This window comes from Aquamicrobium sp. YD-1-mutant5, from assembly GCF_059509755.1.
The window spans coordinates 50,366-69,797 of sequence record NZ_JCAKKP010000012.1 but is presented as its reverse complement, the minus strand read 5'-3'; the positions used below and the strand labels follow the sequence as shown (position 1 = coordinate 69,797).

The following is a 19,432-nucleotide window of genomic DNA, read 5'->3' as shown; positions in this document are numbered from 1 at the left end:
GGCATCTATTGAGATGTATTTATAGTTAGCAGCTCGGGTGGATCATAAAGCGTTGATCTTCTAATCTCGGACTTATATCCAAGCGATTTTATAGCTTCTATATATGACTTGCGAAGATCTTCGCTCATTCTTGGATCAAATAGAACTCTATCAATGGTTTTCGATACGTCGATCTGAAATTCAAAAATATCACTTCCACAATCTCCGTCCTTTCCAGAGTATATTATTCTTACCTCTCTTTCATGCGAAAATTCTTTCCGTTTATAAAGAAGAGACTCCGCAATTCCAGAACCGTCTGTGGAAAATATATTAATATCTTCAAATTTCTCTCTCATATCCTTCTTGTATATATACTTAACTTCACCGATGAAGCACTGAACATCAGCAAATTCTCCACAGGTATTTTTTAAGGAATCCAGCAATTTTCTTGGTGTTGACTTAACACGGACACCATCCTTGTTGGGGGAGTAAATTCTCCACATTGCGTCGGTTTCTCTATGCCAAGTCCAGCATTGACCATAGACGGAGTCTCTTGCTGAAACTTCAGCCAATTCTCTTCCTATTTTGAATTTTGAAGATAAAAGTATATTTTCAAAAGGGTCGTCCCACTTTTTTGGCTTCACAAGGGTTAAATTCTTTGTTGTCAGAATTTGAATAAATCTTCCGACCGGGAATATTCGATATATTGGTGTATCTTTTTGTTTTTCGGTTAAGTGAATATAATTCCTGTAAGTCATAGTCCCCTCCGGCTTTCGGACAAAATAAAGCCTAAGTTTAACTTGGCTGATGATCAAGGGGGGTGCCGCCAGCGCATATCCGCAAATGCGGCACGCTACGGGCCGCCGATCCCCCTCCATGGTTCGCCTAATTCCGGGGCCTATAGCGCCCCGGAATCCACCAGAACCAAGGAGGATTCCATGTGCGCAGAGCGCCGCCGCGCCCGCAAAGGGCGACCGCGCCACCCGGTCCCCGAAACACTTCCCGACGACCTGTTCGACTATGCCGACGATTCAGCGCCGGATGGCCGGGAGCGCCGCAGATCGCCGCTTCGCATCGTTGATGTGGAGACGCTGCCGGTTTTCGATGACTGGCCAGAAAAGGTGCCTGTCACCGAGGCCGAGATCGACATCTTCGAGCGGTATTTCGGCGACGTGCTCGACCGGTTGTTTGGGTCTGTCGATGCCGATCCGGGCAATGAGAGCTTGCCTGAATTAACATCAGATGGTAATAACAAGTCATGAGCGGGGATCGTGACCCGAGCCTCAACACGCTTCTGGACCTCGACGGACAGGTGCTCGTTGTCGATCCCGAGGGCGGCCATTGGGTGAAGTTCGTCGTCAGCCGCGTTCCGGTCTCACCGGAAAAGCCGCACGGCCTCGATTACTCGCTCACGCTTCACGGGCCTTCGGGCGAACGGCTGGTCGGCTTCGATAACGCCCATCCGGTCGGCCGGGGCAAGAGGGGCAAGCCGATGGATCATCGGCATCGCTTCCAGACCGTGAAGCCCTATGGCTGGCAGGACGCGGCCACGCTGCTGGCCGACTTCTGGCAGGCAGTGGATGCGGTGTTGAAGGAGCGAGGTGTGCTATGACCACGTTGAAAGTCGGGATCGCCGACTATGACGAGATGAAGGACCGCACCATGCGGATTGCGCGCGGCGAAGAAAAGCCCGCGCCCGACGATCCGAAGGTGTGGTTCACGTCCACGGAATCCTTCGCGCAAATCCTGTCCAGCGGGAACCGCGAGCTGCTGCGCGTCATCGACGAACACTCGCCCGGCTCGCTGGAGGAACTGTCGCAGATGACCGGGCGGACGAAGCCCAGCCTGTCCCGCACCCTCAAGACGATGGCGAGCTACGGCCTTGTCCGCATGGAGAAGGGGCATGGCCGGAAAGTCATGCCCCGCGTTCTTTATGATCGCGTGGCGCTGGAGCTGCCGCTGATCGAGCGCCGGGCCGCGAAAGGAGACGCGCTATGAACATTCATTCCCCGCACGTTGCCCTGCGCGCCGCGCTCTATCTGCGTGTCTCGACCGCCCGGCAGGCCGAGCATGACGTGTCGATCCCGGATCAGAAACGGCAGGGCGAAGCCTATTGCGCCTCGCGCGGCTATCAGCTTGTCGAAACCTTCGTCGAGCCGGGCGCATCGGCGACCAACGACCGCCGCCCGGAGTTCCAGCGCATGATCGAGGCGGGCACGTCCAAGCCCGCGCCCTTCGATGTTGTCGTGGTCCATTCGTTCAGCCGGTTTTTCCGCGATCACTTCGAGCTGGAGTTCTATGTCCGCAAGCTGGCGAAGAACGGCGTCAAGCTGGTCTCCATCACGCAGGAGATGGGCGACGATCCCATGCACGTCATGATGCGGCAGATCATGGCGCTGTTCGACGAATACCAGTCGAAGGAGAACGCCAAGCACGTCCTGCGCGCCTTGAAGGAGAACGCGCGGCAAGGCTTCTGGAACGGCTCGCTGCCGCCCATCGGCTACCGCGTCGTCGATGCCGAGCAGCGTGGCACGAAGATGAAGAAGAAGCTGGAAATCGACCCGCTGCACGCCGACACCGTGCGGCTGATCTTCCGCCTCGCATCGGAAGGCGACGGCACGTCCGGCCCCATGGGCGTCAAGAACATTGTCAGCTACCTCAACAGGAACCGCATGTTCACCCGCAGCGGCGGGCGTTGGGGCATCGGCCAGCTTCACCGCGTCCTGACCCGGCGCACCTATATCGGCGAACATCGGTTCAATCGCCGTTCCAACAAGGGCGTCGTTAAGCCCGAGGAAGAAATCGTCACGGTCCCTGTGCCGTCGCTGATCGACCTTGAAATATTCGAGGCCGTGCAGAACCGCTTGAAGGTCAACAATCCGAAGGTGACGCCGCCGCGCGTCGTCAGCGGCCCTAACCTGCTGACCGGCATTTGCCATTGCGGCAATTGTGGAGGCGCGATGACGCTGCGCACCGGCAAGAATGGCCGCTATCGCTATTATGCCTGCTCGATCCGGGCGCGTCAGGGCGAAACCGGCTGCAAGGGCCGCGCGATCCCGATGGACAAGCTCGACCGCATCGTGGTCAGCCATATCGAGGAAAGGCTTCTCGACCCCGAGCGGATCGAAGACGTTCTCGCCTCGCTTCTGGATCGCCGGCAGGAAGGCGTCGAACGACGCGGCCAGCACATCGCCGAATTGAACCAGCGCGCCGCCGAGGCCGACAACCGCCTCAAGAGGCTTTACGACGCCATTGAAGCCGGTTCACTCGACCCGGCCGAATCTGCCCTTGGCGAACGCATCGCCGGCCTCACGGCGCTTCGGGATCAGGCGCGAGCCGATGCCGAGAGGACCGAGGCCATCCTGAAAGGCTCGGCCCATCAGGGCATCACCGGGGCGGCTGTGCGCGAACTGGCGTCCGAAGCCCGCACCCGGCTCCGGCTTGGAAAGGGCGGCTATCGGCGGGAACACGTCCGGGCGTTCGCGCAGCGTGTCGAGGTCGCGGACCATGCGATCTACATCAAAGGCAACAAAAACGTCCTGTTGAAGACGCTCATTGCCACGAAGGGAGGGAAATCGGCGGGAATCGGCGTTCCCGGTTTTATACCAAGGTGGCGGAGAGAGAGGGATTCGAACCCTCGATAGAGTTGCCCCTATACACGCGTTCCAGGCGTGCGCCTTCAACCACTCGGCCACCTCTCCGTCTTGTGTGCTGGCAGCGGCCGGTTTCGCCGTGCTGGTCGGAAATGCACACTTCCGCGGACGTCGGCCCGAAAGCCGCTGAAGCAGCCATGACCGTTGGGCTGCCTGTCCAGCGCACCGCCGCAAAGCAGCAGGCGCGGGGCTGATCTAGTCGATCCGTTGGCAATTGCCAAGACATAACCGACAAACAATCTGCATATGTCACGACAATCGTATAAACCGGGTTCCACAGCCAGCGGACCGGTGCTGCGCATCCATGAAAAAGGCCCCGCAACAGTGTGCGGGGCCTTTTTTGATGGTGCAGGTGCCGGATCAGACCGAGTAGTACATGTCGAACTCGATCGGGTGCGGCGTCATTTCGAAGCGCATCACCTCGGCCATCTTCAGTTCGATGAACGAATCGATCTGATCGTCGTCGAACACGCCGCCGGCCTTCAGGAAGGCGCGGTCTTTGTCGAGATTCTGAAGCGCCTCGCGCAGCGAGCCCGAAACGGTCGGGATCTTCTTCAGTTCCTTCGGCGGCAGGTCGTACAGATCCTTGTCCATCGGCTGGCCGGGGTGGATCTTGTTCTTGATGCCGTCGAGACCGGCCATCAGCAGCGCTGCAAAGGCGAGGTAGGGGTTCGCGCCCGGATCGGGGAAGCGGACCTCGAGACGCTTCGACTTCGGCGAGGAGCCGAAGGGGATGCGGCAGGAGGCCGAGCGGTTGCGGGCGGAATAGGCCAGCAGCACGGGGGCCTCATAGCCCGGAACCAGCCGCTTGTAGGAGTTGGTCAGCGGGTTGGTGAAGGCATTGATGGCCTTGGCGTGCTTGATGACGCCGCCGATGAAATACAGGCAGTTTTCCGAAAGGCCCGCATATTCGTTGCCGGCGAAGGTCGGCTTGCCGTCCTTCCAGATCGACATATGGACATGCATGCCCGAACCGTTGTCGCCGAACACAGGCTTCGGCATGAAGGTTGCTGTCTTGCCGTAGGCATTGGCCACCTGATGCACCACATATTTGAACATGAGCATCTTGTCGGCGTTGCGAACCAGCGTGTCGAACTTCACGCCGAGCTCATGCTGGGCCGCCGCGACTTCGTGATGATGCTTTTCCACGCGCACGCCCATTTCGGTCAGCACGGTGAGCATTTCCGAGCGCATGTCCTGACACGAATCGATTGGTGGAACCGGGAAGTAGCCGCCCTTGACGCGGGGGCGGTGGCCCAGATTGCCGGTTTCGTAGTCGGTGTCGTCGTTCGAGGGCAGTTCCGACGAATCCAGTTTGAAGCCGGTGTTGTAGGGATCGGCCTTGTACTTCACGTCGTCGAAGATGAAGAACTCCGCCTCAGGGCCGACGAAAATAGTGTCGCCGATGCCTTCCGCCTTCATGTAGGCCTCGGCCTTCTTGGCGATGCCGCGCGGGTCACGATTGTAGGATTCGCCGGAAACAGGATCGAGAATGTCGCACAAAATCACCATGGTCGATTGCGCGAAGAACGGGTCCATGTGCACCGTCTCGGGATCGGGCATCAGCACCATGTCGGACTCGTTGATCGCCTTCCAGCCGGCGATGGACGAGCCGTCGAACATGACGCCGTCGGCAAACATGTCTTCCTCGACTTCGGCCACGTCCATGGTGACGTGATGCAGCTTGCCCTTGGGGTCCGTAAAGCGCAGATCGACAAACTTGACGTCGTTGTCCTTGATCTGCCTCATAATGTCGGCGGCTGTAGTCATTTCAGGCTTCCTTGGCTTGAGAATGTTGGAAATGGAAAAAGAGGGTCAGATGGCGTCGGTGCCGGTCTCGCCGGTGCGGATGCGCACGACTTCCTCGATGTTGGAGACAAAAATCTTGCCGTCGCCGATGCGTCCGGTCTGGGCAGCCTTGCGAATGGCTTCCACGGCGGTGTCGACTGCGTCGTCGCCCAGCACCAGCTCGATCTTCACCTTCGGCAGAAAATCGACGACATATTCGGCGCCACGATAGAGCTCGGTATGACCCTTCTGGCGACCGAAGCCCTTGGCCTCGATAACGGTAATGCCTTGCAGACCCGCTTCCTGCAGGGCCTCCTTCACTTCATCGAGCTTGAACGGCTTTATGATCGCTTCGATCTTCTTCATGGGCTGAATCTCCAATGGCAAAGGGGTGAAAAACCCACTCGCGCAAATCTCAAGCATGAACCGTGCCAATTCGGTCGATGAAACCTCACAAAGGCAATTTTCGCTGCCTGCATGGTCAGGACTGGCATGGCAGACGGCATGGAAAGCCACGCGGGCTGCAATGTCCATATGGATGGTGCACAAAAAACAGGCATGGTGGACATTTTGTGGGCGAAGAGCTGGTGGCAAAGCCATCGTCGCAAGCGCACCCGGATGCTAATATGGAAGCAAGGCGCTGTGCCTGAAGCGGTAACTGCGGGAATCTACCCATGAAAACCGAACTTCTTTCGCCGACGGAAATGGCAGAGGCCGATCACAGGGCGATCGTGGCTGGCCCGTTCGACGGCATGGGGCTGATGCGCAATGCGGGCACAGCGGTGGCGCGGGAAGTGATGCGGCATTACCCGGCTGCCGAACAGGTGCATGTGCTGTGCGGTCCCGGTAACAATGGCGGCGATGGATATGTGGTGGCAGGACTTCTTGCCGAAAGCGGCATGGCGGTTTCGCTGTGGGCCTCGGAAGAGCCGCGGCCGGGAAGCGATGCGGCCGTCGCGGCTGCAGAGTGCCCGCTTCAGCCTGCACCGCTTGCCGCATTCGATGCCGATGCAGGGTCGGTCATTGTCGATGCGCTATATGGGGCCGGCCTGTCCAGGTCAGTGGAGGGCGATTGCGCCCGCGCGATCGAATTGGTCACGGCACGGGGCTTGTCGGTGGTCGCCATCGATTTGCCGTCCGGTGTTTCGGGCGCGAGCGGAAAAATCACCGGGCCGGCGTTCCGGACGGCGCTGACGGTCACTTTCGCCCGCAGGAAACCCGGTCATCTGCTGCTGCCGGGCAGGGACCATTGCGGGGAGGTGGTTCTGGCCGACATCGGCATCCCGGACGCAGTAGTCGCGGAACTCAACGTGCGCACCTTTGCCAATGCTCCAAAACTGTGGCTGTCGCATTTTCCGGTGCCCGGCGTCGACACACATAAATATCGGCGTGGCCATGTCGGCATCTTTTCAGGCGGACCGGCTTCAACTGGCGCCGCGCGTCTTTCCGCGCTTGGCGCAGCGCGCAGCGGGGCAGGGGCGGTCACGGTCCTGTCGCCGGCAAATGCGCTGGCGGTGAACGCCATGCATCTGACCTCCATCATGCTGCGCAAGGCCGATGAAGTCGCTGAACTGGGCGCATATCTAGCAGATCGTCGGCCATCAGCCTTTGTGCTTGGTCCCGGTTTCGGCGTGGTTGACAAGGCGCGGGAGTTTACGCTGGCGGTGCTGACCTCTCGCTCGGGAGCCGGGGGAATGGTGCTCGATGCGGACGGCATCACCTCGTTTCGGGATGAGCCGGCAGCTCTGTTTGAGGCGGCGGACGCGGAAGGCGCGCCGGCGCTGGTCCTGACGCCGCATGATGGCGAGTTTGCGCGGCTGTTCCCGGATCTGGCGTCAGACGAAGACCTGTCCAAGCTGGAGCGCTCGCGTCAGGCGGCCGCACGGGCGCATGGCGTCGTCATTGCCAAGGGGGCTGATACGGTCATTGCTGCACCCGACGGCCGTGCCGCCATCAACTCCAACGGCGCGCCGTGGCTGGCGACAGCGGGTTCTGGCGACGTTCTGGCGGGGCTGGTGGCCGGGCTTCTGGCACAGGGCATGCCGGCCTTCGAGGCGGCCTGCGCGGCTGTATGGATGCATGCCGAGGCCGGCAGTCGCTTCGGCCCGGGTCTGATCGCCGAAGACCTGCCACAGGCGATTCCGCCCGTATTGGCGGAACTTGTCGCTGCGGCGCGCCGTTGACGCGCGGTTGACTTGTAGCTGCCCATCCGATTTACCGTGAAAACCAGTTCCCGACAGTCCGGACCCCATTTGATGCTTGAAAAAACCTACGACGCGAAGACCGTCGAACCCAGAATTGCCGCCACGTGGGACGAGGCAGAAGCCTTTCGCGCCGGCGCCGGTGCCGAGGAAGGCGCTGAATCCTTCGCCATCGTCATTCCGCCACCGAATGTCACCGGCTCGCTGCATATGGGCCATGCGCTCAACAACACGCTGCAGGACATCATGGTGCGCTTCGAGCGCATGCGCGGCAAGAATGTTCTGTGGCAGCCGGGCATGGACCATGCGGGCATCGCCACGCAGATGGTTGTCGAGCGCCGTCTGGCGGAAAAGAACATTCATCGCCGCGATCTGACCCGCGAAGAATTCATTGACAAGGTGTGGGAGTGGAAAGCCGAGTCAGGTGGCTCGATCTTCAACCAGCTCAAGCGTCTGGGCGCATCCTGCGACTGGTCGCGCGAGCGCTTCACCATGGATGAAGGCCTGTCGAAGGCCGTGCTCGAAGTATTCGTCACCCTCTACAAGGAAGGGCTGATCTACAAGGACAAGCGCCTTGTGAACTGGGACCCCAAGCTGCTCACCGCGATCTCCGACCTTGAGGTCGAGCAGAAGGAGATGGACGGAAATCTCTGGCATTTCCGCTATCCCGTCGAGGGCGAGACCTACGACCCTGAAAACCCGGCCACCTATGTGACCGTCGCCACCACGCGTCCCGAGACGATGCTGGGTGATACGGGCGTTGCCGTTCATCCCGATGACGAGCGCTACAAAAATCTGGTCGGGCGCAATGTCGTGCTGCCGATCGTTGGCCGGCTGATCCCGGTGGTTGCCGATGAGTATTCCGACCCGGAAAAGGGAACCGGCGCGGTCAAGATCACGCCCGCGCACGACTTCAACGACTTCGAGGTCGGCAAGCGCAACAACCTGCGTGCCATCAGCATCCTGACAACCGAAGCGAAGATCGATATCCGCGACAACGAGGATTTCCTCGAAGGTGTCGAGGTCACGCCTCTGCGCGAGGGCGTGTGGGAACAGCTCCACGGCCTCGACCGTTTCGAGGCGCGCAAGCTCATCGTTCAGATCATGGAAGAGGGCGGTTTCCTCGCAAAGATCGAGCCGCACCGCCACATGGTTCCCCACGGAGATCGTGGCGGCGTGCCGATCGAGCCGCTGCTGACTGACCAGTGGTATGTGAATGCCGCCGAACTGGCGAAGCCGGCCATCGCATCGGTTCGTGAAGGCCGCACCAACTTCGTGCCGAAGAACTGGGAGAAGACCTATTTCGACTGGATGGAAAACATCCAGCCATGGACGATCTCCCGTCAGCTCTGGTGGGGACATCAGATCCCGGCCTGGTACGGACCGGACGGCCATATCTTCGTGGAAAAGAGCGAGGAAGAGGCGCTGAACGCGGCCATCCAGCATTATCTCGCTCATGAAGGCCCGTGGAAGGCATGGGTCGAGGAGCGGCTGGAGAATTTTGAGCCGGGCGCGATTCTCACCCGCGACGAGGATGTGCTGGACACATGGTTCTCCTCAGCGCTGTGGCCATTCTCGACACTTGGCTGGCCGGATCAGACGCCCGAGCTGAAGACCTATTACCAGACCGACGTGCTGGTGACCGGCTTCGACATCATCTTCTTCTGGGTCGCCCGCATGATGATGATGGGCCTGCACTTCATGGACGAGGAGCCGTTCCACACGGTCTATGTCCATGCGCTGGTTCGCGACAAGAACGGCGCCAAGATGTCGAAGTCCAAGGGCAACGTCATCGACCCGCTGGAACTGATCGACGAATACGGCGCCGATGCGCTGCGCTTCACGCTGACCATCATGGCCGCGCAGGGGCGCGACGTGAAGCTCGATCCCGCCCGCATTGCCGGCTATCGCAATTTCGGCACCAAGCTGTGGAACGCCACGCGCTTCGCACAGATGAATGGCGTGGCGCGCAATGACGATTTCTGGCTCGGCGATGCGAAGCTGGCGGTCAATCGCTGGATCCTCACGGAACTGACCCGCACTGCGCGTGCTGTTACCGAAGCCATTACCAGCTATCGTTTCAACGAGGCCGCGGGTGCTGCCTATCGCTTCGTCTGGAATCTGGTCTGCGACTGGTATGTCGAATTGCTGAAGCCGGTCTTCATGGGGGACGATGAAACTGCCAAGGTCGAAAGCCGCGCCTGCTTCGCTTTCGTTCTGGATGAGATCTACAAGCTTCTGCATCCGATGATGCCGTTCATGACCGAAGAGCTGTGGGCGCAGACGGCGGGCGAGGGGCGTGAGCGTTCGACGCTTCTGTGCCACGCGGCATGGCCGGCTCCCGAGTTCGAGGATGCGGAGGCAGCGGGCGACATCAACTGGCTTGTCGATCTGGTTTCCGGCATCCGCTCGGTTCGCTCGGAAATGAATGTGCCGGCAGCCGCAATCGCCCCGCTGGTCGTGGTGGAAGCCAATGACACCACCCGCGAACGCCTTGTCCGTCATGAGACGGCCATTCGCCGGCTGGCGCGCGTGGGCGATATAACGCTGGCCGACACCGCTCCGAAGGGCTCCGCACAGCTCGTTCTGGGTGAGGCAACGATATGTCTGCCGCTTGGCGATCTGGTTGACCTCAAGGCCGAGGAAGCGCGCCTGAAAAAGGAAGTGGCCAAGGTCACCGAGGAGATCGCCCGCATCGCCAAGAAACTCTCAAACGAGAAGTTCGTCGCCAACGCTCGCGAGGATGTGGTGGCGGCGGAGCGGGAGAAGCTGGCGGAGTTCGAGGAAACGCAGGCCCGGCTTGCCACCGCTCTCGAACGGGTGCGCTCAGCCGGTTAAACAATCAGGGCAGCTTGCTGTTGCTGAAAGACCCGAAAACCCTGCCCGGTTTTCGGGTCTTTTTGTTGCGCGATTCGCGTACTCTCAAAACTTGCGGTTGCGCTTTGAGGCCTCATTTCGAGGCCCTCCCGTAACGTAAGAATTGACGTATACGGAAGATTAGGCCCCATTGTTGCCATAATGTAACAATGGCCCCTTTTTCTCTCGAAAACGGCCTGTTTTGGAGTATCCCATATAACATGCCGGGCAATTTCAAGGCTTGCGATGCTGAAAAATTGGGTTTTCAGGCGCCTGCTCAAGATGACGGCAAGTCTGCGGACAGTTGTCGGTTTTTCCCGTACTTGTACGGTGTACACAACGGTGTTGCATCGCGCCGTCTAATTGGTTCTACCTAGAAATCAGGAACTTTCGGGGAGAGGACTTCATGGTTATTAAGGGTATCGCGACGCTTTCCGGAGCAACCGCGCTTTCTCTTCTTGCGATGGCTGCGGCCAATGCTGGCGGTTTTTCGCGTGGAACCGCAGATACGGATATTCTGTTCGAGCAGGGCAATTTCAACGTCCGCACCAGCGTGACCGTGGTGAGCCCCGAGCGCAAGATCGTCAGCGGTGCTTCAAACATCGGGCATGACTATGCCGATACTTATGTGATGCCATCGCTTGCAGCCAAATTCCGCATCTCGGACAATCTGTCCTGCGCTGGTACGATCAGCAATTCTTTTGGTGCAGCCTCATCGTTTGCTGAGCCGCGCGCGCCGGCGCCGGGTATACCTTTCGGGAAACTGGAAGAAAAGTTCACAGTCATGGAGTATGGTGCCACCTGTGCTGTCGGTTTCGATTTGAGCAAGGGCAGATTATCTTTGCTCGGTGGCGCTTATGTTGATGATTTTGACTATGATCTTGCCGTTCGTCACCCTGCATATGGGACAGGGATGGGCACTGTTGACCTTTCGGGAACTGCTTGGGGGTGGCGTGCCGGGGTTGCTTATGAAATCCCCGATATCGCGCTGCGCGGGCAACTGCTCTATCGTTCTGGCAGCAAGATCGAGGCGAGTGGCTCAACAGCCGGGGCTCTGATGGGTCCTGGTACCGCAGAAGGTAAGGGGAAGCTTCCCCAGAGCGTCGAAGCTAAGTTTCAGACAGGTATAGCTCCGGGTTGGCTAGCATATGGTTCTGTGAAGTGGACTGACTGGTCGGTCAACAAGACGTTGGATCTTACCACCAATGTTCTCTTTGAGAGCAAGAATGAGTACTATTGGCGTGATGGCTGGACGATCATGGGCGGTATCGGTCACTCGTTCAATGAACAGATCTCAGGAACCGCATTCCTTATGTGGGACCGCGGCACTTCGACGGGATACGATTTGCACGGTGATGTCGTAACGCTTGGCGCTGGTCTCATCATGAAGGATGGATTTGGTGAACTTCGCTTGGGCGGTGGCGTTTCTCGTGTTGGATCGGTGAAGGAAACCAAAACTACAGGCCAGTATGCGGTTGGTAATGGCTGGTCCGTTTCCGGTCTTGCAGGCTACAGCCTCAAGTGGTGAGGTGATCTCCTGAATGACATAAAAGCCCGGCATTGCCGGGCTTTTATCTTTTAAGATCATATGTTTGGCGGGTTTTTCGGAATCTGTTTCCGAACGGCGTTCACCTTCGGTTAGCGACGTCTTCAGTTTGTGGTGAATCTGCAACAGTCGTTCAACTTCCCTTGTGCTAGGCCTGCCGCAGCGAGAACCGCCCACTTCCCGCCATAAACCGGGGGCACTTCGTTAAGGCCCCCGGAAAAACAAGCGGCAAGGAATAGGGGTCCGCAGGTATTTTCAGTCGTGGTTTCATCAACGGATGATGAGGCAGGCTGGCAGTGTGGCAGGCGCAAGGAAGAGTATGGAAGTCCCGGTTATTTCCCGCTCAGTTTCGATGTTGCTTCCCCGCGCGGGAAGAGATGCCGGCGTGCGGCAACAGCCGGCTCATTTGGTGTCAACCCATTCCCGACAGATTTCAGGAGTGTTGCGCTCATGTATGCTGGGCACTGTGATAGCCTGTGCCTCCCTGTCTGCTGTCGAGCCCGCCCTGGCCTTTGACGACAAGGTCTTCGACGACAAGACGGGCGTGAAGCCGAAGTCCAATCCGTTCGCCGTTTTCCGTTTCGGTTTCTCCGCCTATCACAGCGGTCACAAGGAGCAGGCGGTCGAGGCATATCGCTACGCAGCGGAAAATGGCCAGATCGGCGCAACGTGGAAGCTGGCCCGCATGTATGCCGAGGGCGATGGTGTCGCCCGCAACGACTATGAAGCCTTCAAGTTTTTCAGCGAAATCGCCGAACAGGATGTCGAGCCGGGTTCGCCTGAGGAAAGCTATGTTTCCGATGCGCTGGTTGCGCTGGGAGATTATATCCGCAGAGGAATACCCGGCACACCGGTCCAGCCGGATGCGACCGCTGCGCAGGAATATTTCATGCGCGCGGCAGCCAATTACCGCAACCCGAATGCCCAGTACGAAATGGGCAGGATGTTCCTCAATGGCGAGGGTGGCGTGAAGGCCAGCGCAAGGCAGGCCGGCCGCTGGCTGCAGCTTGCCGCCGAAAAGGGGCACGCCGGCGCGCAGGCAACGCTCGGAAATCTGCTGTTTCACAGCGGCAAGGCGGTTCGCGGTCTGGCTTTGATGACCGTAGCCCTTGAGCGCGCCCAGCCTGTCGATCAGGGCTGGATCCGCAATATGCAGGAAGAGGCCTTCGCCCTGGCGCCGGAAGCCGACCGCCGCACGGCTATCGCTCTGGCCGATGACATGCTGACCAAGGGCATCAACCAGTAACTGACCGGGGGCAGCCCGGCGCGTCCGCTGCTCAAAGCCAAACGCGCCCGGAGATCACAGCCAGACGCGATTGTGATTCTTTTTCCGCAGGATGCGGGCTTCGCTTGAATCGTTACCTTTGCTTCACGACGCGTTTCAGGCAGCTTCCAGCCTGAGTTCCACAGCCGCCGGCACATGATCGGACGGCTTTTCCCACGCCCGCACATGTTTCTCGATCGATGCCGAACCCAGCATGTCAGCCGCCTCCGGCGACAGGAGCAGGTGATCGATACGGATGCCGTTGTTCTTCTGCCAGGCGCCGCCCTGATAATCCCAGAATGTATAGACGTCCGGTTCGTCGGTAACCGCGCGCACCGCCTCGGTAAAGCCGAGGTTCTCCAGTCGCCGGAATGCCTGCCGGGTCTGAGGCTGGAAAAGCGCGTCGTTGACCCACGCTTCGGGATGTCTTGCGTCGATCGGCTCAGGAATGACGTTGTAGTCTCCTGCCAGAACAAGCGCCTCTTCCAGAGCAAGTCGCTTGCGCGCCCAGTCTTCAAGGCGTTGCATCCAGGCGAGCTTGTAGGGAAACTTCACCGGATCATCGATCGGATTGCCATTGGGCAGGTAGAGCGAGGCGACGCGCAGCGCGCCTTTTGGCGTTGAAAAAACGCCTTCGATGAACCGTGCATGGTCGTCGCCATCGTCACCGGGCAGGCCGCGATTGACCTCGTCGAACGGCAACCTGGAAAGCAGGGCAACGCCGTTGAACCCCTTCTGGCCGTGCGTTTCGACATTGTAGCCCAGCGCCTCGATCTCCAGACGGGGGAACTGTTCATCGACGCATTTGATTTCCTGCAGGCAAACAATGTCCGGCGCGCTCTCCTGCAGCCAATGGGTGAGATTGCCGATACGGGCCCGCACGCCGTTGATGTTCCAGGTGGCAATCTTCATGAAATTCTCGCGACTATTTCAAACAGTTCTTGATGGCATGTAGGCTTGATTGAGGTCATCCTGCACCATCGCGGCAGTCTATGGAACCCGTTTCAGCTGTTGCGCAAAGGGAGGGACCATAATGTCAACAGCATCGACGCATTCCGTCGACGAGATGCTGCCTGCGCCGCGTTTGTTTACGCTCGGCCTTCAGCATGTTCTTGTCATGTATGCAGGCGCTATTGCCGTGCCGCTCATCGTGGGCAGGGCGCTTCAGCTTGAACCGGCCGACGTCGCATTCCTCATTTCCGCGGATCTGTTTGTTTGCGGCATCGCCTCGATCCTGCAATCCATGGGCGCAACGCAGTGGTTCGGCATCAAGCTTCCGGTGATGATGGGTGTGACCTTTGCAGCCGTTGGCCCCATGGTTTCCATGGCAGCGGCAAATCCCGGCTATGAAGGCGCGCGCATGATCTTCGGCGCCATCATCGGGGCCGGCATCATAACCGTGCTCATCGCTCCCTTTGTCAGCCGCATGTTGCGGCTTTTCCCGCCTGTGGTCACGGGAACGATCATCCTCGTCATCGGGGTGTCGCTGATGAAGATCGGCATCAACTGGATATTCGGCATGCCGTTCGGGCCTACGGCGCCGAAGATCATCAACCCCGAACATGCGGCATGGCTGAATTCGGTGAAGGAGGCGGCAGGGGCCGCCGGCTCGACGCTGCCGCCTGTGCCGGCCGGGATGGGGCTGGCGCCCAGCGTTCCGAATGCGGCCTATGCGCCCGTATCGAACATCGTGCTTTCGCTGGTCGTGCTTGGCGTCATCATAGGTGTCGCGCGCTACGCGAAGGGTTTTCTGTCGAATGTCGCCGTTCTCGTCGGTATCGTAGCCGGCGGTGTCATTGCGGCATCGCTCGGCATGATGCATTTCGACAAGGTGGCCAACGCCGCGTGGTTCGCGCCGATCGCGCCGTTCCATTTCGGAATGCCGATTTTCGATCCGGTCCTCATCATCACCATGGTTCTGGTGATGATCGTGGTGATGATCGAGTCGACGGGCATGTTCCTGGCCCTCGGCGACATGACGGAAAAGAAGATCACCCAGCCGATGCTGTCGGCAGGCCTGCGCATGGATGGTCTCGGCACCGTGCTTGGCGGCATCTTCAACACCTTCCCCTATACGAGCTTTTCGCAGAATGTCGGGCTGGTGGGCGTTACCGGCATTCGCAGCCGCTTCGTCTGCGTGGCGGGCGGCGTCATCATGGTGGTTCTGGGCCTCATCCCCAAGATGGGCGCACTGGTGGAGGCGCTCCCCACGGTGGTGCTTGGCGGTGCGGGGATCGTCATGTTCGGCATGGTGGCGGCAACCGGAATCCGCATTCTGTCGGCCGTGGATTTCAAGGCCAATCGCAACAACCTGTTCATCGTGGCGATTTCGCTCGGCTTCGGCATGATCCCGGTCGTGGCGCCCGACTTCCACATCTGGCTGCCGAAGGCCATCGGCCCGCTGGTGGACTCCGGCATCCTGCTGGCATCCATTGCCGCCGTGGCGCTCAATCTGGTCTTCAACGGGGCCACCGGTGATGCGCAGGGCCTGCGCAAGGCCGCCATGTCGGCCGAAGCCTGAGACCAGAATCGCGGATCAACACGAAAAGGCCGCCCCAGGGGGCGGCCTTTTTCTGTGACAGACTGCTGCGTCAGATGGAGAAACTGGTTCCGCAGCCGCAGGAAGCCACGGCGTTCGGGTTCCTGATCTGGAATGACTGGCCCATCAGGTCGTCGACGAAATCGATGACGGAGCCGCCGAGATAGACCAGAGAAATGTCGTCGATCAGCACTGTTGCGCCATCTCTCTCGATGGCGACGTCGCCCTCATCGGGGCCTTCAACGAGATCGAACTTGTAGGAGAAGCCGGAACAGCCGCCACCTTCGACGGAAACGCGCAATGCGCTTTTGCCCGGGTCGCCGGAAACGATCCTGGCGATCCGCTTTGCTGCGGCTTCGGTTACTTCGACGTTGGAGTTCATCGCGGCGTTCGCGTTCACGGCGTCACCTTGCATTTGATTTCTCTTGATAGGTATGTACGCCGTGCCATCAAGTCAACAACTGGTCGCTGGCCATGAGTGCCCGTTGCGATCTGCGGAGAAAGTATGGACGAGGCAAGCATCGGACAGGGTATCGCGAACGCCGCTTATGAGGGAATAGGCTTCGGCTACCGGCCGCGCGCGCCTTATGCAACCGATCCCGCCAGAACGCGGGGAAGGTTCGTGCCGGAGCCGGAAAGCCCGACCCGCACTCCTTTCCAGCGTGACCGCGACCGCATCATTCATTCGACCGCATTCCGGCGTCTGAAGCACAAGACGCAGGTGTTCATCGCCCATGAAGGCGACCATTTCCGCACGCGGCTGACCCATTCCATCGAGGTGGCGCAGATTGCCCGGGCGCTGGCTCGCGCGCTGCGTGGCGATGAGGATCTCGCCGAGGCGGTGGCACTCGTCCATGACTTCGGCCACACCCCCTTTGGCCATACCGGCGAGGATGCGCTGAACGCGAAGATGGCTGCCTGGGGTGGTTTCGATCACAACGCCCAGTCTCTGCGTATCGTGACGCGGCTGGAGCGGCGCTATGCGGAGTTCGACGGTCTGAACCTGAGCTGGGAAACGCTGGAAGGACTGGTGAAGCACAACGGGCCTCTGACCGGCGCGAATGGCGAGGGCCTTGATGGCGAGCTGCCGGCCACCATCCGCGCTTACAACGAACTGCACGATCTCGAACTCGACCGCTTCGCCGGGATAGAAGCCCAGTGCGCGGCGATTGCCGATGACATCGCCTATAACACCCATGACATCGACGATGGCCTGAGAGCAGGGCTTCTCAAACTGGACATGCTGGAGGATCTGGCACTGCCGGGCAAAATTCTGCGTCAGGTGAGGGAGCGCTATCCCGCCTTGGACGATGTGCGCGTCGGCCACGAACTGATGCGGCGTCAGATCACAATCATGGTCGAAGACGTGATCAGGGCCGCCACTGAAAATCTGGCGCGCCTGCGGCCTGAAAGCGCCGAGGCGGTGAGGGCGGCCGGTGAAACCATCGTCACCTTCACGCCGGCCATGGCGGTGGAGGAAAAGGAACTGAAGGCGTTTCTCTACAAGCATCTCTACCGGCATCCGGAAGTCATGCGCGTGCGCGTCAATGCGGAGAAGATCGTCTGCGATCTGTTCGACGTCTATTTCTCCGACCCGCGCGCCATGCCGGAAGGCTGGCGAGAGGGGCTTGATCGCGCGGAAGATCGCATAAAGACGCGTCATGTCGCCGATTTCCTCGCCGGCATGACCGATACCTATGCCGTGAAAGAGCACCGGCGTTTGTTTGACCACACGCCGGATTTGAGTTAGGCGCAGGAAAACTCACTGATCGGTGAGAATACACCTTAAAATCGGCTGACTGGCCCCAAGCTGTTATCGAAAGCCTCCTCATGAACATCTTCGCCGACTTCACCGCGCGGATCATCAAAGCAGTCGAAGCGCTTGATCTGAAGGACAAGGACGGGGGCGTGCTCGATCTGTCACGCATCTGCGTCGAACCGCCACGGGATGCAAGCCATGGCGATCTGGCCACCAACGCCGCAATGGTGCTGGCCAAGCCGTCCGGACAAAATCCGCGCGCGCTGGCGGATCGAATCGTCGCGACGCTGCGTGAGGATGTCGATGTTGCCGGGGCGGAGGTGGCGGGTCCCGGCTTCGTCAATCTTCGCCTCACCGATGCGTTCTGGCAGAAGCATCTGGCTTTCATCCTGTGCAAGGCCACCGATTATGGCCGCTCCACCGCGGGTGCCGGACGCAAGGTGAATGTGGAATATGTCTCGGCCAACCCAACCGGCCCCATGCATGTTGGCCATTGTCGCGGCGCCGTGGTGGGCGATGCGCTCGCCAATATCATGGATTTCGCCGGCTATGAGGCGACCAAGGAATATATCATCAACGATGCGGGTGCGCAGATCGACGTACTCGGCCGTTCCGTTCTGCTGCGCTATCGCGAGGCGCTTGGCGAAAACATTGGCGATATTCCGGCAGGGCTGTATCCCGGCGATTATCTGGTGCCCGTGGGGCAGGAGCTTGCTTCGGAATTTGGCCGTAAGTTGCTGGAAATGCCGGACAATGAGGCGCTGGCAATCGTCAAGGATCGCACCATCGACGCCATGATGAAGATGATCAAAGATGATCTGGCGTTGCTCAACGTGCGCCACGACGTCTTCTTTTCCGAGCGCACCCTGCACGCCGACAATGCCAATGCAATCCGCTCGGCAATCAACGACCTGACCCTGAAGGGCCACATCTACAAGGGAAAGCTTCCGCCGCCCAAGGGTGAGAAGCCGGAAGACTGGGAGGATCGCGAGCAGACGCTGTTCCGCTCCACCGCTGTTGGCGACGACCTTGACCGCGCTCTGGTCAAGTCCGACGGCACTTACACCTATTTCGCCGCTGACGTTGCCTATCTGAAGAACAAGGTCGATCGCGGATTCGTAGAGCTGATCTATGTGCTGGGGGCCGATCACAGCGGCTATGTCCGGCGTCTGGAGGCGCTGGCGCGCGCCGTTGGCGGCGACAAGGTCGAGCTCACCGTTCTGCTTTGCAATCTTGTCAAGCTGTTCCGCGACGGCGAGCCTGTGCGCATGTCCAAGCGCTCGGGCGACTTCGTCACTTTGCGCGAAGTGGTTGAGGAGGTCGGGCGCGATCCGATCCGCTTCATGATGCTTTACCGCAAGAACAGCGAGCCGCTGGACTTCGACTTCGCCAAGGTCACCGAGCAGTCGAAGGACAATCCGGTTTTCTATGTGCAGTATGCTTCGGCGCGCTGCCATTCCGTGTTCCGTCAGGCGAAGGAGCAGATGGGCATCTCGGAGCCTGACCGCGCAACGCTTTCGGCTGCCGTTTCCGGCCTCACCGACGAGGGCGAAATCGGGCTGGTGCGCAAGCTTGCCGAATACCCGCGCCTGATAGAGCAGGTTGCCTCATCGCAGGAGCCGCACAGGCTTGCCTTCTACCTTTATGACCTTGCCAGCGCGTTCCATGCACACTGGAATCGTGGCACGGATAATCCGGACTTACGTTTTGTTAAGGTTAACGATCCACAATTGACCCTTGCCAGACTAGGGCTGGTGCAGGCCGTTGCGGATGTACTTCAATCCGGTCTGACGCTTATCGGGGCCGATGCACCGAAGGAAATGCGTTAGACAGCAGCGGAATACCTG

17 protein-coding genes and 1 tRNA gene are annotated in these 19,432 nt (G+C 59.5%); 12 read left to right on the top strand and 6 right to left on the bottom strand.

Annotated features, from left to right (window positions below):
* Positions 1-5: 5 nt before the first annotated feature.
* Positions 6-737, bottom strand: a complete 732-nt coding sequence (locus AC5XE7_RS15685; protein ID WP_495366733.1) for a DUF2971 domain-containing protein — start codon at positions 735-737, stop codon at positions 6-8.
* Positions 738-917: 180 nt separating this feature from the next.
* On the opposite strand from AC5XE7_RS15685, the gene AC5XE7_RS15680 reads away from it, so the two are divergent.
* Genes AC5XE7_RS15680 through AC5XE7_RS15665 form a run of 4 tightly spaced genes read left to right on the top strand, consistent with a single transcriptional unit; the run spans position 918 to position 3,623 of the window.
* Complete coding sequence (locus AC5XE7_RS15680) at positions 918-1,241, top strand: hypothetical protein (protein ID WP_495366732.1); 324 nt, start codon at positions 918-920, stop codon at positions 1,239-1,241.
* Positions 1,238-1,591 (top strand): toxin-antitoxin system TumE family protein, encoded by a 354-nt coding sequence (locus tag AC5XE7_RS15675; protein ID WP_495366731.1) that lies wholly within the window; start codon positions 1,238-1,240, stop codon positions 1,589-1,591. The genes AC5XE7_RS15680 and AC5XE7_RS15675 overlap by 4 nt, the downstream gene beginning before the upstream one ends.
* Positions 1,588-1,977 (top strand): HVO_A0114 family putative DNA-binding protein, encoded by a 390-nt coding sequence (locus AC5XE7_RS15670; RefSeq protein ID WP_226935642.1) that lies wholly within the window; start codon positions 1,588-1,590, stop codon positions 1,975-1,977. Before AC5XE7_RS15675 ends, AC5XE7_RS15670 begins: the two co-directional genes overlap by 4 nt.
* Positions 1,974-3,623 (top strand): recombinase family protein, encoded by a 1,650-nt coding sequence (locus tag AC5XE7_RS15665; protein ID WP_495366730.1) that lies wholly within the window; start codon positions 1,974-1,976, stop codon positions 3,621-3,623. The genes AC5XE7_RS15670 and AC5XE7_RS15665 overlap by 4 nt, the downstream gene beginning before the upstream one ends.
* Here AC5XE7_RS15665 and AC5XE7_RS15660 read toward each other — a convergent pair.
* The 3 genes from AC5XE7_RS15660 to AC5XE7_RS15650 all read right to left on the bottom strand — a co-directional run bounded on the left by AC5XE7_RS15660 (position 3,591) and on the right by AC5XE7_RS15650 (position 5,786).
* A tRNA-Ser gene (locus AC5XE7_RS15660) sits at positions 3,591-3,680 on the bottom strand. The genes AC5XE7_RS15665 and AC5XE7_RS15660 overlap by 33 nt on opposite strands.
* A 312-nt stretch (positions 3,681-3,992) precedes the next feature.
* Positions 3,993-5,402 (bottom strand): type I glutamate--ammonia ligase, encoded by a 1,410-nt coding sequence (gene glnA, locus AC5XE7_RS15655; protein ID WP_495366729.1) that lies wholly within the window; start codon positions 5,400-5,402, stop codon positions 3,993-3,995.
* 45 nt (positions 5,403-5,447) lie between these two features.
* Entirely contained in the window at positions 5,448-5,786 is a 339-nt protein-coding gene (locus tag AC5XE7_RS15650; protein ID WP_035025932.1) for a P-II family nitrogen regulator, read from the bottom strand.
* 126 nt (positions 5,787-5,912) lie between these two features.
* Between AC5XE7_RS15650 and AC5XE7_RS15645 the strand changes: the two genes are divergently transcribed.
* The 5 genes from AC5XE7_RS15645 (at position 5,913) to AC5XE7_RS15625 (ending at position 13,269) form a co-directional block, all read left to right on the top strand.
* Positions 5,913-6,098 (top strand): hypothetical protein, encoded by a 186-nt coding sequence (locus AC5XE7_RS15645; protein ID WP_280200416.1) that lies wholly within the window; start codon positions 5,913-5,915, stop codon positions 6,096-6,098.
* Entirely contained in the window at positions 6,095-7,603 is a 1,509-nt protein-coding gene (locus AC5XE7_RS15640) for an NAD(P)H-hydrate dehydratase (protein ID WP_495366728.1), read from the top strand. The genes AC5XE7_RS15645 and AC5XE7_RS15640 overlap by 4 nt, the downstream gene beginning before the upstream one ends.
* A gap of 72 nt (positions 7,604-7,675) precedes the next feature.
* On the top strand, positions 7,676-10,459 hold the full coding sequence (locus AC5XE7_RS15635) for a valine--tRNA ligase (RefSeq protein WP_495366727.1): 2,784 nt from the start codon (positions 7,676-7,678) through the stop codon (positions 10,457-10,459).
* 424 nt (positions 10,460-10,883) lie between these two features.
* On the top strand, positions 10,884-12,005 hold the full coding sequence (locus AC5XE7_RS15630) for an outer membrane protein transport protein (protein WP_495366726.1): 1,122 nt from the start codon (positions 10,884-10,886) through the stop codon (positions 12,003-12,005).
* Between the two features lie 472 nt (positions 12,006-12,477).
* Positions 12,478-13,269, top strand: a complete 792-nt coding sequence (locus tag AC5XE7_RS15625) for a tetratricopeptide repeat protein (protein WP_183829559.1) — start codon at positions 12,478-12,480, stop codon at positions 13,267-13,269.
* A gap of 135 nt (positions 13,270-13,404) precedes the next feature.
* Here the strand turns inward: AC5XE7_RS15625 and xth are convergent, their stop codons facing one another.
* Positions 13,405-14,199: an exodeoxyribonuclease III gene (gene xth / locus AC5XE7_RS15620; protein WP_495366725.1), complete on the bottom strand. Its 795-nt coding sequence runs from the start codon at positions 14,197-14,199 to the stop codon at positions 13,405-13,407.
* Positions 14,200-14,317: 118 nt separating this feature from the next.
* Between xth and AC5XE7_RS15615 the strand changes: the two genes are divergently transcribed.
* Positions 14,318-15,808, top strand: coding sequence for a nucleobase:cation symporter-2 family protein (locus tag AC5XE7_RS15615; protein ID WP_495366765.1), 1,491 nt, complete (start codon positions 14,318-14,320; stop codon positions 15,806-15,808).
* A gap of 70 nt (positions 15,809-15,878) precedes the next feature.
* Here AC5XE7_RS15615 and erpA read toward each other — a convergent pair whose 3' ends face one another.
* Entirely contained in the window at positions 15,879-16,208 is a 330-nt protein-coding gene (gene erpA / locus AC5XE7_RS15610; protein WP_239800998.1) for an iron-sulfur cluster insertion protein ErpA, read from the bottom strand.
* A gap of 123 nt (positions 16,209-16,331) precedes the next feature.
* Between erpA and AC5XE7_RS15605 the strand changes: the two genes are divergently transcribed.
* Complete coding sequence (locus AC5XE7_RS15605; RefSeq protein WP_495366724.1) at positions 16,332-17,576, top strand: deoxyguanosinetriphosphate triphosphohydrolase; 1,245 nt, start codon at positions 16,332-16,334, stop codon at positions 17,574-17,576.
* Between the two features lie 80 nt (positions 17,577-17,656).
* Positions 17,657-19,414 (top strand): arginine--tRNA ligase, encoded by a 1,758-nt coding sequence (gene argS / locus AC5XE7_RS15600; protein WP_495366723.1) that lies wholly within the window; start codon positions 17,657-17,659, stop codon positions 19,412-19,414.
* The last annotated feature ends 18 nt before the right edge of the window (positions 19,415-19,432 follow it).

Bases quoted from the DNA above. Each gene is read 5' to 3' on its own strand.
- AC5XE7_RS15640 (WP_495366728.1), top strand. From the start codon at position 6,095: ATGAAAACCGAACTTCTTTCGCCGACGGAAATGGCAGAGGCCGATCAC.
- AC5XE7_RS15645 (WP_280200416.1), top strand. From the start codon at position 5,913: ATGGCAGACGGCATGGAAAGCCACGCGGGCTGCAATGTCCATATGGAT.
- AC5XE7_RS15680 (WP_495366732.1), top strand. From the start codon at position 918: ATGTGCGCAGAGCGCCGCCGCGCCCGCAAAGGGCGACCGCGCCACCCG.
- AC5XE7_RS15665 (WP_495366730.1), top strand. From the start codon at position 1,974: ATGAACATTCATTCCCCGCACGTTGCCCTGCGCGCCGCGCTCTATCTG.
- argS (WP_495366723.1), top strand. From the start codon at position 17,657: ATGAACATCTTCGCCGACTTCACCGCGCGGATCATCAAAGCAGTCGAA.
- AC5XE7_RS15630 (WP_495366726.1), top strand. From the start codon at position 10,884: ATGGTTATTAAGGGTATCGCGACGCTTTCCGGAGCAACCGCGCTTTCT.
- AC5XE7_RS15625 (WP_183829559.1), top strand. From the start codon at position 12,478: ATGCTGGGCACTGTGATAGCCTGTGCCTCCCTGTCTGCTGTCGAGCCC.
- AC5XE7_RS15635 (WP_495366727.1), top strand. From the start codon at position 7,676: ATGCTTGAAAAAACCTACGACGCGAAGACCGTCGAACCCAGAATTGCC.
- erpA (WP_239800998.1), bottom strand. From the start codon at position 16,208: ATGAACTCCAACGTCGAAGTAACCGAAGCCGCAGCAAAGCGGATCGCC.
- glnA (WP_495366729.1), bottom strand. From the start codon at position 5,402: ATGACTACAGCCGCCGACATTATGAGGCAGATCAAGGACAACGACGTC.
- AC5XE7_RS15670 (WP_226935642.1), top strand. From the start codon at position 1,588: ATGACCACGTTGAAAGTCGGGATCGCCGACTATGACGAGATGAAGGAC.
- AC5XE7_RS15605 (WP_495366724.1), top strand. From the start codon at position 16,332: ATGGACGAGGCAAGCATCGGACAGGGTATCGCGAACGCCGCTTATGAG.
- AC5XE7_RS15675 (WP_495366731.1), top strand. From the start codon at position 1,238: ATGAGCGGGGATCGTGACCCGAGCCTCAACACGCTTCTGGACCTCGAC.
- AC5XE7_RS15650 (WP_035025932.1), bottom strand. From the start codon at position 5,786: ATGAAGAAGATCGAAGCGATCATAAAGCCGTTCAAGCTCGATGAAGTG.
- xth (WP_495366725.1), bottom strand. From the start codon at position 14,199: ATGAAGATTGCCACCTGGAACATCAACGGCGTGCGGGCCCGTATCGGC.
- AC5XE7_RS15685 (WP_495366733.1), bottom strand. From the start codon at position 737: ATGACTTACAGGAATTATATTCACTTAACCGAAAAACAAAAAGATACA.